The 15,717-nt window shown below is 49.5% G+C and carries 16 protein-coding genes, 3 tRNA genes and 1 pseudogene; 14 read left to right on the forward strand and 6 right to left on the reverse strand.

Annotation, left to right across the window (positions count from 1 at the left end):
* Positions 1–125: 125 nt before the first annotated feature.
* Positions 126–1,727 carry a transposase gene (locus BMZ81_RS12450; protein WP_091132636.1) on the reverse strand — a complete coding sequence of 534 codons (1,602 nt, stop codon included), beginning with the start codon at positions 1,725–1,727 and terminating at the stop codon, positions 126–128.
* Positions 1,728–2,027: 300 nt separating this feature from the next.
* Here BMZ81_RS12450 and BMZ81_RS12455 point away from each other — a divergent pair, with 300 nt between their 5' ends.
* Positions 2,028–3,569 (forward strand): sensor domain-containing diguanylate cyclase, encoded by a 1,542-nt coding sequence (locus BMZ81_RS12455; protein ID WP_091132639.1) that lies wholly within the window; start codon positions 2,028–2,030, stop codon positions 3,567–3,569.
* Positions 3,570–3,817: 248 nt separating this feature from the next.
* On the opposite strand, the pseudogene BMZ81_RS12460 reads toward BMZ81_RS12455, so the two are convergent.
* Positions 3,818–5,011 (reverse strand): annotated as a pseudogene (locus tag BMZ81_RS12460) (IS256 family transposase); the annotation flags it as partial.
* A 203-nt stretch (positions 5,012–5,214) separates the two neighbouring features.
* Positions 5,215–5,290 (reverse strand) — tRNA-Pro (locus tag BMZ81_RS12465).
* Positions 5,291–5,490: 200 nt separating this feature from the next.
* On the opposite strand from BMZ81_RS12465, the gene BMZ81_RS12470 reads away from it, so the two are divergent.
* From BMZ81_RS12470 to BMZ81_RS12490, 5 genes are all read left to right on the forward strand, one after another.
* Positions 5,491–5,578 (forward strand) — tRNA-Ser (locus BMZ81_RS12470).
* Positions 5,579–5,609: 31 nt separating this feature from the next.
* Positions 5,610–5,703, forward strand: a tRNA-Ser gene (locus BMZ81_RS12475).
* A 554-nt stretch (positions 5,704–6,257) separates the two neighbouring features.
* Positions 6,258–7,340, forward strand: a complete 1,083-nt coding sequence (locus BMZ81_RS12480; RefSeq protein ID WP_177187312.1) for a GNAT family N-acetyltransferase — start codon at positions 6,258–6,260, stop codon at positions 7,338–7,340.
* A 206-nt stretch (positions 7,341–7,546) separates the two neighbouring features.
* Positions 7,547–7,984, forward strand: coding sequence for a LytTR family DNA-binding domain-containing protein (locus BMZ81_RS12485; RefSeq protein WP_091132647.1), 438 nt, complete (start codon positions 7,547–7,549; stop codon positions 7,982–7,984).
* Positions 7,985–7,996: 12 nt separating this feature from the next.
* Positions 7,997–8,440: a hypothetical protein gene (locus BMZ81_RS12490; RefSeq protein ID WP_091132650.1), complete on the forward strand. Its 444-nt coding sequence runs from the start codon at positions 7,997–7,999 to the stop codon at positions 8,438–8,440.
* Between the two features lie 74 nt (positions 8,441–8,514).
* Here BMZ81_RS12490 and BMZ81_RS12495 read toward each other — a convergent pair whose 3' ends face one another.
* The gene (locus BMZ81_RS12495; RefSeq protein ID WP_242942643.1) at positions 8,515–9,225 is read right to left on the reverse strand and encodes a CatA-like O-acetyltransferase; all 711 of its coding nucleotides are present in this window, start codon (positions 9,223–9,225) and stop codon (positions 8,515–8,517) included.
* Positions 9,226–9,357: 132 nt separating this feature from the next.
* Between BMZ81_RS12495 and BMZ81_RS12505 the strand changes: the two genes are divergently transcribed.
* The 8 genes from BMZ81_RS12505 (at position 9,358) to BMZ81_RS12535 (ending at position 14,556) form a co-directional block, all read left to right on the forward strand.
* On the forward strand, positions 9,358–9,873 hold the full coding sequence (locus BMZ81_RS12505; protein ID WP_091132657.1) for a hypothetical protein: 516 nt from the start codon (positions 9,358–9,360) through the stop codon (positions 9,871–9,873).
* Positions 9,874–10,000: 127 nt separating this feature from the next.
* Positions 10,001–10,525, forward strand: coding sequence for a hypothetical protein (locus tag BMZ81_RS12510; RefSeq protein WP_143072783.1), 525 nt, complete (start codon positions 10,001–10,003; stop codon positions 10,523–10,525).
* Positions 10,526–10,573: 48 nt separating this feature from the next.
* Positions 10,574–11,278 (forward strand): flavodoxin family protein, encoded by a 705-nt coding sequence (locus tag BMZ81_RS12515; RefSeq protein WP_091132661.1) that lies wholly within the window; start codon positions 10,574–10,576, stop codon positions 11,276–11,278.
* Between the two features lie 15 nt (positions 11,279–11,293).
* The gene (locus tag BMZ81_RS12520; protein ID WP_091132664.1) at positions 11,294–12,073 is read left to right on the forward strand and encodes a nitroreductase family protein; all 780 of its coding nucleotides are present in this window, start codon (positions 11,294–11,296) and stop codon (positions 12,071–12,073) included.
* A 236-nt stretch (positions 12,074–12,309) separates the two neighbouring features.
* Positions 12,310–12,747 carry an RNHCP domain-containing protein gene (locus BMZ81_RS12525; protein ID WP_091132666.1) on the forward strand — a complete coding sequence of 146 codons (438 nt, stop codon included), beginning with the start codon at positions 12,310–12,312 and terminating at the stop codon, positions 12,745–12,747.
* 65 nt (positions 12,748–12,812) lie between these two features.
* Positions 12,813–13,253 carry a helix-turn-helix transcriptional regulator gene (locus BMZ81_RS14405; RefSeq protein WP_347498075.1) on the forward strand — a complete coding sequence of 147 codons (441 nt, stop codon included), beginning with the start codon at positions 12,813–12,815 and terminating at the stop codon, positions 13,251–13,253.
* Positions 13,201–13,713, forward strand: a complete 513-nt coding sequence (locus BMZ81_RS14410; RefSeq protein WP_347498077.1) for a hypothetical protein — start codon at positions 13,201–13,203, stop codon at positions 13,711–13,713. Before BMZ81_RS14405 ends, BMZ81_RS14410 begins: the two co-directional genes overlap by 53 nt.
* Before the next feature lie 207 nt (positions 13,714–13,920).
* Positions 13,921–14,556, forward strand: coding sequence for a CatB-related O-acetyltransferase (locus BMZ81_RS12535; protein WP_091132669.1), 636 nt, complete (start codon positions 13,921–13,923; stop codon positions 14,554–14,556).
* Between the two features lie 327 nt (positions 14,557–14,883).
* On the opposite strand, the gene BMZ81_RS14140 is transcribed toward BMZ81_RS12535, so the two are convergent.
* Complete coding sequence (locus BMZ81_RS14140) at positions 14,884–15,039, reverse strand: hypothetical protein (RefSeq protein WP_177187313.1); 156 nt, start codon at positions 15,037–15,039, stop codon at positions 14,884–14,886.
* 10 nt (positions 15,040–15,049) lie between these two features.
* The gene (gene rbr, locus BMZ81_RS12540) at positions 15,050–15,664 is read right to left on the reverse strand and encodes a rubrerythrin (RefSeq protein WP_091132671.1); all 615 of its coding nucleotides are present in this window, start codon (positions 15,662–15,664) and stop codon (positions 15,050–15,052) included.
* Positions 15,665–15,717: the final 53 nt, after the last annotated feature.

Raw genomic sequence — 15,717 nt, forward strand, 5'->3', positions numbered from 1 at the left:
AATTTGATGTTGGGGTCAAAAGTAAGTATTTTCACCATCAGGAGCTATAAAACAAAAAATGACCGCCTCTAAATACGAAAGCAGTCAAATCTTCGGCGTGTTTTTGGGGGCCTTTTCGCCGTACTCTATGTGAGAAGTGGGTTGCAGGTACAACAATAGAAGCCCCTTCGTTGCCGAAGCAGCTTTCTAAAATTGATTGCTGAAATTTTGGCTCCAAAGAAGAATTTACCAGGGATCTTCCCCCGTACCGGCATATCGTCAACATGATAGCAGTTGCGCAAAATGGAAGGAACCGCTTCAACGCCATTCCGTATTCTTCTCCAGTTCTGAAAGTCTTCCGCCCCTATAAAGCGCTGTTGTTGTGCGCGCTCTATGGCAGAGCGAGATAGCGTGATCAAGTTGGAGCATTTTCGGATTTTGGGATGGCATTGCTCCTGATACGGACATTGTGTGCATAAGCCATAAGCGAAATATGTTTTTACCTGTTTGCTTGTGGAAATGTATTTACAGCGGAGTGGTTCATGACCAGCCGGGCAGTGTAATATTTTCTCTCCGTCTTCACTTATTTCAAAGTCGGCATAGATATCCGGGACCGGCGTTCCCATAAGACTTGTGTTGATGAGTTTTACATTCTTCTCTTTCGCAGTATTCCGATAAATCTGGCCTGTATAGGTTCCGTCCATCACAATAACAGCGGGTGTTTCTTGCGGCTGTAGCTGCTCCAGGTGATCTCCAAGAAAGTGAGCGTCTGAATAAACATTTTGCTCATACTGGTAATCCACGATGACGGAACCATCTTTACTTACGGATTCTACGACATTTGCCACATAGCCAATGTGCTGTTTTCCAGCCTTTGTACGATAAGTGGCCTCAGGATCTGTTGGGTTTTGGAGGGATGTCGGCTTGGGAGATTCCAATCCCTTGATGCGCAATCTGTGGGTCCCGTTTTCCAGAACAGTTTGTTCCTCCAGACACCGTAGCAACAGTTGGTGTTCTTTCGGATGGTCGTATTTTCCCTGACAGCGTTCCAGTAATATCTCCGCGTCTTTGATGATGGCGGTTGTTCTGGAATCAACATCTATATTTCGGCTGTGGTAGATAACAAGATCGCGGTCATCCGAATCAATGTAGTGTTCAAGGCCAGATAAATCCACACCGGTTTGGTTTTTATGATGGTATTTCACCGCTCCGGCAACACAGGAATAAAGCAGTTCGATGCGGCTCAGATTTTTGATATTGGCCTCTATCATGAGGGAATCCATTCGCTTGATATGAGAATTGATGCCCACCATTTTAGCAATCTTTTCGCTCAAATCCTTGACACAGTCATGGAATAGATCAACGCCATGGGCACGCTCATATTCATAGCAGCGGCGACGAAAACGGGACAATGTTTTGTCGCTCAAAGGCTGTTCTTCAAAGCTGGTCGTGCGCAGCGCATATTGATAGTGGATGTCCAGCATCAAGTTTTCGACCACTTCATCATCGGAAAGATTGAAAAGTTCCTTGATGATCAATGCTCCGACAATAACATTTACTGGCGTGTTAGGCCTGGACGCATTTTCGGAGTACAGAACACGAAAACGTTCTTCGTCGATTGCAGGGAAGATCTCATCTGAAAACACCTTTGCCCATGAGTTTTCCAGACATTTTCTTTCCCGTTCTGTTAGGTGGAGACTTCGATCAAATATAGAAAGCTGCTGGCACTGATTCGCTCTGTATGACATAAAACATCCCACCGTGTTTTTTCCTATTATATCATATCTCCCAATCGCTTTCATCTATTGCTCACTCAAGTGACCTTTTGACCCCAACATCATAATTTAAAAGAACATAGAAGCAAATTAAAATTGAACGAGCCGAGTGAAGGAGATAATTCTTGGACAAAAATTCAGAAGAGCCGTCTATGTGAAAGGGGTCTTGAGCGATATTGCAGATGAACAGATGGAAAAAGAAACGTTTAAACTAACTGCATTACACAAATGGTAAGTTTGATTAATAATTTTATGCAAAACGGAAGATAGAAAATGAAGAAACAAAGAACAACAAGCGAAAGCACCATTATAAAAAACGCTCTTGATGTGATCTTTGAGCAGAACGATGTTGTTTCTGCAATTCATACTGTTCTTAAAATGCTAGGCCAGCATTTCGGAGCTGATCGAGCATACATTTTTGAGGACAACATCGACCATCTTGGCAGCAGGAACACCTACGAATGGTGTGCTGCGGGGATCCCTCCACAGAAAGATAATCTTCAGCATGTGAGTTACGAGGATATTTTAGATTACCCGATATCTGAATTATTCAAAGAAAAAAGTGTCTGGTATAGATCGGATTTTTCAAAGGTGGAGAATGGTTCACTAAAGAAGCTGCTTTTGAAGAAGAATATAAAACCAGCAATTCTCGTTGGGTTATTTGAATATGGCGATTTTGCAGGATTTATTGGTCTTGACATTTGTGATGCACCCAAAGAACTGGCAAGCGAGCAAATAGAACTTCTTCAGGTTATGGCAAAGATTTTTTCTTACGCGATATCAGGGGCAAAATATACTGAGTTGAGAGGGCTTGCATCTTCATTGCAAGAAAGAAGCAGAGACCTAAAGGATCAGATTTCCACGGAAAGAAAAGCATTTTTTGATGTCATGGGGAATAATGCACTGTTTACTGTGCATTCCGACTTGACAGATGGGCTAATCATTGAAGATATTCTTGCGCCGGATGGAAGCAGCCTTCTTGCTGCCCTGGGGTTCAGTGTTCCTGCCCCTTACGATGAGGAGGGGCGTGCTTTCATTGAGACCAATCGGGTTGAGATGATTACTCCAAATGCCGCCCGCTGCTTTCAGCACAAAGAGGCAATGAACATATTTTATGAAGGAATAGGCTCTGCTCCATATGACATTTACATTGGTTCTACCGATATGTATGTTCGTATGAATGTTATTTTCTATAAAAACCAGGATAACGGGCATGTCATGTGCTACTGTATGTGTACAGATACCAGCGAACAATATAAAGAAATTCGGCAGCTTAAAAAATTGGAAGTAATAAATGAACAATTGAAGTATGAATCAACTCATGAAGGAAATACAGGATTATTGAATAGGTCAGCAGCCAAAGATCAAATTGAAAGCTGCATTAATAGCAGGGACGGCAAAACAGTGGCATTGATTTTGATAGATATTGATAACTTCAAATCTATCAACGATCGTTTTGGTCATACTGTTGGAGACAAAGCTATTTTCAATGTTGCTGAAACAATGAGGAAGCGATTTAGGAAAACAGATGTGTTAAGCCGTTTTGGCGGAGACGAATTTGCCGTTTTCATAAAAGATGTCTCAAAGACTTCTGTGCTCATGGATAGGATTGAGGACTTCTTGTCACACGTGACCGAACTGGTGATAGAAAAAAATCTGACCATTCCCTTGACCTGCAGTGTTGGGCTAGCCATTGCCCAAAATGGTGAAATGGATTTTAATACACTTTATCGTCACGCAGACACGGCCCTGTACTTCTCAAAAAATAATGGAAAAAACAGATATTGTGTGTATTCTGAGGAAATGTCGCTTTAGGATATGCTTATTAACCATTAGAACTTAACCAGAAAAATTATTAACAAGATGTTAGTACACCAACCGATAGGCATACAACTATCCCAAATTACAAAGCAGCGGCTAAACAAAGCCGCTGCTTTTTTCTTCGAAAATGCAATATCAGAAAAGAAACGAGAAATTAGAAAAACAGAATGGATGGTAGTGTCAGAATTTGGTAGTGTCAAGATTTTTTCGCAAATTGGTTTGCAGACTCCGGGATGAATGAGTCAACCTGCAATGGAGGCATCCTCAACGGCAGCCTCCAAGTGCTTCATGTTCATGTACTTCTTGTTGCCCCACTGGGTGCCGGCCACATGGCGCAGACGGGCACAGACCAGCATGAGGGCGGAGTTACCGTCTGGGAAGGTACCCACCACACGGGTCCGGCGGCGGATCTCCCGGTTGAGCCGCTCGATGACATTGTTGGTCCGGATGCGGGTCCAATGCTCGAAAGGGAACTCGCAGTAGGTCAGCGTCGCCTCAACGCCGTCTTCCACCTTCTTGGCGGCCTCCTTCAGTTTCATTGCCCGCAGTTCTTCCACGACGGCTCTGGCCTTCTCACGGGCCGCTTTCTTGCTCTCCTGAGCATGGATGGCCTTGAGCATTTTGGCCACCAGCTTCACTTTGGAACGCGGGGTAACGGAGAATACGTTGCGGTAAAAGTGAACGGTGCAGCGCTGATATTTGGCCTCGGGAAACACTTCTCCTACTGCCTCCAACATGCCCAAACACTTGTCACCAACGATGAGTTTTACGCCGTTCAGACCGCGGCCACGGAGCCACTGGAAGAAGCTGACCCAGCTGGCCTTGTCCTCTTTCATACCCTCGGCAGCCCCAAGAACCTCACGATATCCGTCCTCATTGACAGCGATTGCGACCAAAATGGCCACATTTTCATACTCTCCGCCCCGGTTTCGGCGCAGATAGATGCCATCCACATAGACATACGGGTAGCGGCCGCCCTGCAGAGGGCGGTTTCTCCAATCCTCAATGTGGACATAGGCTTTTTTGTTCAGCTCGCTGATGGTAGAGGAGGATACCTTGCTGCCCCACAGGGCCTCGGTGATGTCCTCCACCCGGCGCACAGAGACGCCGGCCAGGTACATCTCAATGAGGGCTTCCTCAACACTGCTCTCACGACGGCGGTACCGCTCAATAATCGCTGTCTCAAATGAGATTCCCTTGAGGCGCGGTACCTTGAGGGTGACGTCCCCCGAAGTGGTGGTGAGGTTCCGGCTGTAGTGGCCGCTGCGGTAGCCCTGACGCTCCTCGCTACGCTCGTACCGGGCTGCCTGGGTCAGATTCTCCGCCTCAGCCTCCAGCAGCTCGTTCAGGGTTTCTTCCGCGCTGCCGCGGACCAATTCCTTGATCTGCCCCTTGATTACTTCCTCGTTCAGCTGTACAATCTTCTCAGGCATGGTTTGCTTTCTCCTTTCAGAATGGTGTCTCGCAACTTCATTCTAACAGAGATCTGCAAACCATGTCTCTCTTTTTACCTCTTTTTCAATTTGCGCAACTTATCTTACCTTATCACATGAGTCCACGGTCTTCTCTATGGTCGGAGTGAAATTATGGGACTTGATAAAACGAAAAAAATCGGAGCATCCTATAAGGATACTCCGATTGGTCCGAGTGGCGAGACTTGAACTCACGGCCTCTTGACCCCCAGTCAAGCGCGCTACCAACTGCGCCACACCCGGTTATTCAAACACTGACTTGTTGAAGTCAGCTTATATATATTAGCATGATATTTTTTGAAATGCAACCCCCAAAATGAAATTTTTGTATTTTTTTATGAATTGTTATTCTTTCTAAATTTTGAAAACCAATGTTGACAAATCACCCTTGAATATGATATCATACTTCAAGTGTTCGGAGGCGGGCGTTGCTTTTCATCCATGGAGAGATGTCCGAGTGGTTGAAGGAACCGGTCTTGAAAACCGGCGACGCGCAAGCGTCCGTGGGTTCGAATCCCACTCTCTCCGCCACGCCTTTTATCTTAATTACAAATATGAATTTGCAGAAGTACCCAAGAGGCCGAAGGGGCTCCCCTGCTAAGGGAGTAGGGTGTCTAAAAAACGCCGCGAGGGTTCAAATCCCTCCTTCTGCGCCAATTCGTCGCAAGCGTCATGTCGCTTGCGACGTTCTTTTATTCCTGTGGAATAAAAGAACGTCATCCGCTCGCTCCTTTGCGCCTCCTTTCCGAACGAACCCGTTGCGGTGGGCTTAGATTCGGGTTGGAAAACGAAAATATCCAAATTGAAGCCACCTACCGAGTCGGAGTAAGTAATATTTCGCTTGCCCCGGCTTTTGGCGAGAAAACCGGTACATTTCTCTTTTGACGCACCTCTTCTCAACGCCGAAATCCACTTCTGCGCCCTGTTTTGTATAGACATCTTTCCTTTGCATAACAAATGCAGTTGATTCCGCTGGCGCTGCTGGAGAAATTGGGGCACAAAACTCCTCTGAACGAATAAGTTTCAGAGGAGTTTTATATTTCATCTGACGGCAGCCGCGGGATGCTGAATCCGAAAAGACGGCTTTTTAAGAGGCGGCAAAAGTGGTGACTGGTTTTAAACGATCTTCAGCATGCCTGTTGATTTTTATGAGGCATCGCGTTATCATAATTTGAGCGATATTCAGTATGAGGCAGAAGGAGGCTTGACTATGACAAGAAGAGCGGCAGCGGACGGTGGCAAGCGGGAAGAGATCATAAGATCAGCAATGGACTACTTTCTGGAAAAAGGATATGACGGGACGACTGTTCGCGCTATCATGAAAAAAGCCGGTGGAGAGATTGGGTTGTTCTATTATTATTTTAAAAGTAAGGATGATGTGTTCGACAAGGTACTGGATCTGTTCTTTGCTAAGTATCAAAAAGAATTTTCTGAAATTGCCGACCGTGCCTGTCGGGATCCATTCCGTGCACTGACATATTTTTTCGAGTATATGAAAGTCGAGACCATCCGTTTCCGGGAGCAGTACGCCGCCAATATTCACCGAACAGTGCGATGGGCCATTCGGGAGCGGACACTTACCATTGTCGTGCCCTATCTGCGGGAAATTTTGGGCATACTGGCAGACCTGGGGGCGAAGCTGCCTTTGGACTTGGATGTGACCGCAGTGTTGCTGGCCCATGGTGTGGGCAGTATCATTCTGCATGAGGACAACGAATGGGTGGAGCGGAGTACGGTAGAAGTACAGAAGGCTGTCCATCTTATCATGGGGTTAGACCTTGACCGGGCAAATCTCCTGTTTCCAATATTTCCAACAATGGGGGATATTCCCGCCATCACTGAGCTTGCGGAGAAGATGAGAGAGCAGCTCCCGGGTTTTGAACGGACTGAATTTGAGGCGCAGCTGAACGAAAAGTTGAAGAATCAGGAGGTCTTGATGATCCGGCATCACGGAACTGCCGCTGGGTGTATTGCCTTCTCCCGCCGCAGAAAGGAGATCGACTTTCTCGCAGTGGCCCCGGACTGCCGGCGGAATGGCGTGGCGACGCGTCTTCTGATTACGGCCATGTCTGAATTTCCGCCTGATACCGTTTTATCCGTGGTAACCTACCGGGAGGGAGACCCTCTGGGCACGTCGGCACGTTGGTTCTATCAAAAATTTGGATTCCGAGAGGAAATGCTGCTGACTGTATTCGGTTATCCCTGTCAGCAGCTCTGCGGAAGCACCCCAGCCTGCCTGCCAGGAATCCAACGGTGCAGAAAGAATGTGATGGCAGCGGGAGATTTGAATTGACCGCAGAACGATATTACTCATGAGGAAAACCTTGATAAAAAAGGACAAACCTGTTTTGGAACCGGCATAAGCTACTCATCTGATACGGATACAACTGATACCTCTTTTGCTGCAGGTTACAGCCTGATTTTGACAGGTCACGTTTCAGGCCATTTACTTGCAGGAATTTTACGCTATGATATCGATATCTACGTGGAGGTGCGAGGATGAAGATCACCATCGAACAAATCAGCAGGGAACAGAACGAAGAAGTCATCCTGCGCTGCCATGAAGTCAATGACCAGATCCTGCAGATGCTGCAATCCCTGAAAGCCTCTGAAAGCGGGCTGGTGGGCATAAAAGGCGAGGAACTTCACCGGCTCTCCTTGGAAGATATCTTCTACTTTGAGGTGGTGGAAAATCGCTCCTTCTTCTACTGCCGGGATAATATTTATGAGAGTAAACTGAAGCTGTATGAATTTGAGGAGATCAGTAAAGGGGGCGGTTTCTTCCGGGCATCGAAATCCACCATTTTAAATGCAGACAAGATTGAGTTTGTATCCCCCTCCTTTTCCGGGCGGTTTGCGGCGATACTGCGCAATGGGGAGAAGGTCGTGGTCTCCCGGCAGTATGTGGGTACACTGCAAAAGAAAATGGGATTGTAAGGAGGCTGTGCCGTGAAGAAACAGGACTTGATTCATCATTTGCTCATACAGTACTTTGTCTGCTACGCCGGGACCATGTTTGCAGTCTTTCTCCTGTGCAGTGCTACCCGGCCGGATATTTTGCTTCCGCTGCGCTTTCTGCGGCAGATTGCGCTGTTTGCCTTGGCTGCGGATTTGCCCTGTGTGCTCTATTATTCCAGACGCGAATTGAGCCCCAGAGAGTGGTGGATACGAACCGCCATCCACGCGGAGCTTCTTGAGACTGTACTGCTGATTGGCGGATACTGGATGGGGATGTATTGCGGCTTCCGGGGAGGTGTGGCCTTTGCGGGCGTCATCATGGTGGTGGCACTCTTCGTGCGGTTCATCGCATTTTTGTGTGATCTGTATACCGCAGGGGCCATTAATGAGCGCCTCCGGCAGAAGCGGAGAGAAGATGGCGCGGATGCCAGGTAAGACCGGGCTGAAAGAGGATTCCACCCTGCCTGCAGGGGCAAGAGCAATGGCAGAGCCGAGGAGCATAGCCGGTGCTAAAACGACAAGTATTGTTGAAAATTGTCCATGTCTGCCTGCAAAGACTTTAGGAAGCGACTCACATGGTAGCCATCCGTTGTGGCATGGTGACAGGTCAAAGACAGCGGCATCAGCATCTGGCCGGCCTGCTCCATAAATTTACCAGCTTCAACAGACGGAAAATAATAAGGCTTGTTTTCAAAACTGTGCACGGCAAAATGCGAAAAGCTGACCCACGGCATGCAGGATATCGTATATGCATTTGCGGGTGGTGCTTGCGGCTGGCAGAGAACTCCGTGCGTCTCTCCGAACTGCTGCTGATTGGCTAGATACTGCCTGTAAAACTCGGAAAAATTGTCGTCAAATTCTGTCCACATCAAGGAAAATGTATGGTCATTTCTGTGAAAGGAGGCATACAGCGGAGTTAAGACATCATAGTAACCAAGCACTCCGTCCCTTTCGGCTACCTTAAATTCAACTTGCTGATTGAGATGCTTTGTTACCAGCCATAAATAGGCTGGAAAGAACTTGACGCCGGCATTTCGAACGCTTTGCCGGATTGCGGTTACATTGAGGTGTGTAGTCATTGAGTAGCCAGTTGGCGCCATTTTCGAAAAGTAATAAAACATTTGGCCGCGGGGCCAGTCTTGCAGCTCAATGGGGGTAAAGAGCATGGCGGGTTCATCTCCCTTCAAAAAGAGAATAGCATCTATGCTGGCAGAGCGCAATCAACGCTCCGTAGATTCAGACACATGGGCACCCACGCTGGTTGGCATGTTCATGGGAGGCGGCGCAGTGCGGAAGTGGACCGCGGAATCTGCACGCCTGGTTCGTGATATATTTGGAAAGGAAGAATTCCTATGATTCGAGCAATCGTATATACCTCCAATACCGGCAGCACAGCAGCGTACGCGAAGCTGCTGGGAGAGCAGATCAATCTTCCGGTGTTTCCGCTGAACCGGGCAAAGGAGCGGGTGCCCGCCGGGAGCGAGATCATTTACCTGGGATGGATTATGGCCCGCGGTGTCAAGGGATACAGGCCGGCGGCCAAACGATATCGGATCCCGGCAGTTTGCGCTGTGGGAATGGACGGCACTGGGACACAACTGCATGAGGTGCGGCAGAAAAACAACATCCCGGCGGACGTAAGACTGTTTACCCTCCAGGGGGGCTTTGACCGACACAAGCTCCACGGCGTTTACCGCCTGATGATGGACATGATGGCCAAGAGTACAGGAAAGGCCCTTAGCGAAAAGCCGGACAGGACCTCCGAAGAGGATGATATGTTGGACATGATGCTTCATGGAGGGAGCAGGGTCAGCGGGGAAAATCTGAACGGTGTCCTGAAATGGTATCGGACGGAAAGCGAGCAGTGACGAATTCAATAAGTGGAAATCAGAGAATGGAATCCTCGGGAATGGGGAGACGGCCCGGAGCTGGTCCTGGCTGTTTTCCTGCGGTTTTTGAAGCGCCGGATTACAGGAACAGAGGAGTGTTTGAAACGTGAAAGTAAAGCAACAATGCATGATATGGGCTGTGGCGCTGGCAGCCCTTACGGTACTGCTGACAGGCTGTTCCGGGGCCGCGGCGGAGCAGGCTCCCCCTGCCCAAAATGTCAGTAAGATTGAATCGATTCCGTTTTCGGAGGGGCAGCTTTACGCCGCAGTGTATTTGGGGTACCAGGAGATGCAGGATCTGTCCTACTACGTCGAACAGTATCTGGACAGCGGGGATCTCCCAATCCACTACTTCTCCGATGGCGAATACTACCTGATTATCCCCAGGTATTCCGATATGGAGCTGAAGCTCTATCAAAATGACATTCAGACAGGGGATTCCACGCTGATGTTTGAGGATCCTGCCTGCCGGCCCTTTCTCATCCAATGCAATGTAAGCGACATTTTTTTGGACGTCTCTGTCTGCCTGACCTGGCGGGAGGAGACTGTTTCCTTCTCGCCTTATATTTCACTGGAAGACGGCGGAGTGGAGGTGGGGGATCGCGGCCTGGATCTTGTAAGGCGGGAGTGAATCCTTTGGGCGTGTAAAAGGAACTGACGGAAAGGAGGGAGGAATATCATGAATATCACACTGGTTACCTGCAATCGCCGGAAGTCGAAATCCGTGACCTATGGCGTGGCCAGACAGCTTATCGGCGCCCTGCTGGAGGATGGGACGCTCTATGAGTTCTGTCTGCCCCAGGACATGCCGCATGTCTGTACGGCCTGCTACGCCTGCTTTACCGACAGCGAGGAGAAATGCCCCGGACGGAAGTACCTGGAACCCATTCTGGCTGCCATGGAGAATTCCCAGCTGCTGATTTTCTGCGTCCCTGTTTACGCATTTCATCTCCCGGGCCAACTTAAAACCTTTTTGGAGCACCTGTCTTACCGCTGGGCAGTTCACCGGGCGGATCCAACCATGCTCCAAAAGCAGGCGGTCATCATCACCTCTGCCGCCGGAGCGGGTATGAGACGGGCGGAACAGGATGTGCGGGACAGCATGAACTACTGGTGCGTGGCCCGCACTTGGGGGATCCAAATTGCCTCCTGGGGCCACGACTGGGCGGATCTGCCGAAGCATTTTCAGCGGAAGATTGATGAGAAGACCAAGCGGACGATCCACAAAATCAAGGCCCATCAGACGCATCTGACGCCCTGCCTGAAAGTCAGAGTGCTGTATTCCTTCTATCGCTTTCTGCATCTCCGCCGCAAAATGGTTCCCATCGATGATGAATATTGGATTCGCATGGAGGCGGGGGCAACGGCGCCTACCGAAACGTGATTGGAGGGGGAACTGATGGACGCAGGGCTTTATCCCATGATTTTCAAACGGAAATCTTTTCACCTTTTTCGGGAGGCCGGGAAACTGGATCAAATGGAATTGGATGGCATTGTCCGGGTCTTTGACTCCGCGTTGCCGTTGGACAGGAGCATTAAAATTGCCATGAAAATCGTTCCTGCGGGAAAGACTTCCTGCAAACGCGGACAGGAATTTTGCATTCTTTTGTACAGCGAAAAAAGGGGCAACTATCTGCAGAATATTGGCTATATCGGGGAACAGCTTGACCTGTATCTCGCTTCCCGAGATATCGGCGCCCTGTGGTTCGGGCTTGGAAAGCCCGATGAGGCCGCCTATAATGGGCTTGAGTTTGTCATCATGCTTGCTATCGCCAAGATGCGGCCGGGCCTGTTTCGGAAGGATTTGTTCAAGAGCAAGCGCAAGCATCTTTCGGAGATCTGGGAGGGAGCGGCCTACCAAGACATCGGAAATCTTGCGCGGTTCGCGCCCAGCGCCTGTAATACCCAGCCTTGGATTGTGAAAGCTTCAGAGAAGGAGATCCAAGTATTCCGTTATGAAGCGCCTGGAAAGCGCGGCATTATGCCAAAGGACCGGGTTTCCTATTACAACCGGATTGACATTGGCATTTTCCTGCTGTTTTTGGATCTGTGTCTGGCCAACCAGGATATTTCCTTTGAGAAGACGGTAATGGAGGACAGCTCGGAGGGCGCCGGGGAAATTGTACCGGCGGCGCATTATTGGATCAAAGACAGGGCGCACGAAAAGGGGATTATTTGAAATGCCGGACCAGCCGTCATAATTTGGTTTTGCCCAAACGGACTGCCCGCCTTGCATGCGGCAGTACGGACGGCGGGAAAATTCGGAAAAGGAACGATGAATTTATTTTGATGAAGGAGATCTGCTTTTTGAAAAACTGTTTTACACTGGAGCGTGTGGGCTGACCGAGAGGTCGGCAAATCACACCCTGCCGTTTCTCTCGGAGAATTGTTTGCCCATCTTCAGGAGGAACTCTTATGAACCGCGAAAACAAACGGAAACAATATGAAAAAGGATACTACAAAACCCATCCCTGCAGCGATGCCTTTTCCTGCAAGGTCTGCGGCCGGCTGGTTACGCCTGACGGTGCGGCCAGCAGCCACCGAAACCACTGCCCGAACTGCCTGTTCAGCCTTCATGTGGACATTGAACCCGGTGACCGGGAATCTGATTGCGGCGGTATTATGGAACCCATCGCCGTGTGGGTCCGAAAGAGCGGCGAATGGGCCGTTATTCACCGCTGCAAACGCTGCGGAGCGCTCAGCTCCAACCGGGTAGCGGCGGATGACAATCCCATGAAGCTCATGAGCATTGCCATGAAACCCCTGTGTGAGCCGCCCTTTCCGCTGGAGCGCATTGAGGAGATGACTGCATGCATGGGCGGGGACGGAAGTCTTACGAAATTGGCAAAATAGCAAGGGAAGTCGAGAAAAACACGTCCTGAAAGCGATAGAATGAGTACGTAAAGGAGGTGAAAAGCATGAGGGAGCAGACCTTGGCGGTCCAACGGATGCAGGATTACATCAAAGCTCATTTGGAACAGGAAATTACCCTCGCTCAGCTGGCGAAGGAGTCCCTGTTTTCACCGTGGTATTCCTACCGCCTGTTCCGCGCCTTGACAGGCCTGACGCCGACGGAGTATATCCGCAAGCTTCGGCTGTCAAATTCAGCGCTGCGCCTGAAAAGCGGGGGATGCCGCGTGATTGATGCGGCGCTGGATTTGGGCTTTGGAAGCGTGGACGGGTACCAGAGAGCTTTTTATAAGGAATTGCTGTCATCCGGGCGAATATGCCAGGCACCCGGTTCCCATCACGCTCTTCATTCCCTATGGCGTCAAATTCAGAGATCTAAGAAGGGATGTGCCAGACATGGAAAATTTGCAAAGCGTATTTGTTCAGGTAACACAAAAGCCAAAACGTAAGGTTCTTATCAAACGGGGTATTCAGGCGGAGGACTATTTTTCCTATTGCGGAGAAGTCGGCTGTGATGTTTGGGGGTTGCTCTCCAGTATGGACTCTCTGTGCGGCGAACCGGTTTGCCTCTGGCTGCCGGAAGCGTACAAAAAGCCAAAGACATCCTCTTATGTGCAGGGGGTTGGGGTGAAAGCGGACTTCAGCGGCACAATTCCAGATGGTTTTGATGTGATTACCCTGCCTGCGTCGGAATATTTGATGTTTCAGGGGGAACCATTTCGCGAAGAGGATTACAATGAAGCAATTTTGGCCCTGCAACACGCGATGGAACGCTATGATCCCGCAGTGATTGGATACGAATGGGACGACGAAAGCCCCCGCATCCAGATGGAACCCCGCGGGGAGCGGGGCTATATCGAGCTGCGGGCCGTAAAGCGGAGGGGCGCACGGCAGAAGAAAGGCCTGTAGTCCCGACAACGGGTTGGTATTGATACAGCCGCCCGGGAGGAACAGGAGAGCTGGAACCAGCGCCGCTGCATGCATGTGTCTGGAACGCCCCTGCATTTGACCTGGGCCCGCAGCTGAAAAGAAACCGGAGGTGGTATGCGTGGAGCGCTGCATTGCATTTTGCGGGATCGTTATGAAATAAACAAATTGCTTTGGAGGCTTTTTGAAATGATCCCGCAATGGAAAATTTATCCCCGCTCTCAGGGGCGCAGTACCGTTTATCTGAAAAATGTAGTCACCGATCCCAGTATCACCGTGGGTGATTACACCGTGTACGACGATGTTGTAAACGACCCCACAGAATTTCAAAAAAACAATGTCCTCTATCATTATCCGGAATGCAATCACGACCAGCTGGTGATTGGAAAGTTTTGCTCCATTGCCTGCGGCGCAAAGTTTTTGTTTAACGCGTCCAACCACACGCTGCAGTCTCTTTCCACGTATCCCTTTCCCATCTTCTTTGAGGAGTGGAATCTCGACACCGATGTGTCCTCCATTGCTGAGGCCTGGGACAACCTCGGCGACATCGTGATTGGGAACGACGTTTGGATTGGCTATGAGGCCGTTGTTTTGTCCGGTGTGACCATTGGTGACGGAGCGATTGTCGGTGCCCGAGCCGTGGTGACAAAGGACGTGCCGCCTTATACCATTGTGGGCGGCGTTCCCGCCAGGCCCATCCGCAAACGATATTCGGATGAGATGATTTCCAAATTGATGGATCTCAAATGGTGGGACTGGCCAGAGGGGAAAATCAAGAGAAATCTGAAGGCCATTCAGTCCGGGCAGCTGGAGCGATTAGAATAACGCCTGCCTGCAAGAACTGGATAGGGGACGTGCCCATTTGGCAGGAAAGCGCCTTATCCGTCCCTTGAATTTTGGGGATTTGGACGGCGGCGCTCCCGGATACAGGCATTCGCTTAGAGGAAAACAAACTGAAGGCCACGAAAGGCCCCCGCATGGGATTGCTGAAGCAATCCCATGCGGGGGTCCTCTCATTTGTGCAAGGATATCCGGCTGAGGGGCGAGGCAAGGAACATTGAAAAATTCAAAAGAGGAAAACACCTTGAATTGCGGAAAGAACCAATAAATAGTGCCAAATTGGTTCAATTTGGAAACGCACAGGATCTGAGCCTAGGCTTCGTTTTCGGCCTCCGACACGATTTCCTCCAGTACGCCGATGAGATCATACAGGGAGTGAATGCTGACATTCCGGGATAAAATTTCATCCTGTAGCCCCTGAGACAGGCTCTCGAACTGAGGTTTTAGTTTAGGATTTACATATGACATAGCCACCGCCTCACCTTTTCTGCAGAATGGATCCGCCGTAGGGGGCCATCTCCAGCCGAATGAAGAAGCCTTGATCATGATCGCAGACGGGACAGGCCTTGGGGGCCTGTGTCCCTTCAAAAATATAACCGCAGTTCAGACACATCCAGCCGCAGGAGACGTCGGAAACAAACAGCTGATTGTTGGACAGCAGATCGGCTATCACACCGAAGCGGTTGCCATGGGTCTGTTCAATTTCTGCAATTTTGTGGAAAGAGGCGGCAACCTTGGGAAATCCCTCCTCCTTTGCGACATCTCCGAACGTTTTATAGACAGGGTCGTGCTCCTCATACTCGTTGTGTTGGGCATACCGCAGCAACTGCACAACATCGTTGGTAATATCCACAGGATAGCCGCCATCGATTTGGACGGTATTTCCGGAAAGCTCCTTCATATGGTGATAAAAGATTTCCGCGTGTTCCTTTTCCTGATTGGCTGTAAACTGGAAGATGGCCTCTACCACATGCAGCTTCTGCTGCTTGCATGTGGAGGCGGCAAAGGTGTAACGGTTGCGGGCCTGGCTCTCTCCGGCAAAGGCACGCATTAAATTTTTTAGGGTTTCACTGTTTTTAAAGTCCACAGGCATGGAATGATTCCTCCCAATTTTATTGATACGGCTATTTTCCGCAGTTCCTGCCA

Origin of the sequence: Oscillibacter sp. PC13, from assembly GCF_900115635.1 — a bacterium.
Classification (GTDB): domain Bacteria; phylum Bacillota; class Clostridia; order Oscillospirales; family Oscillospiraceae; genus Oscillibacter.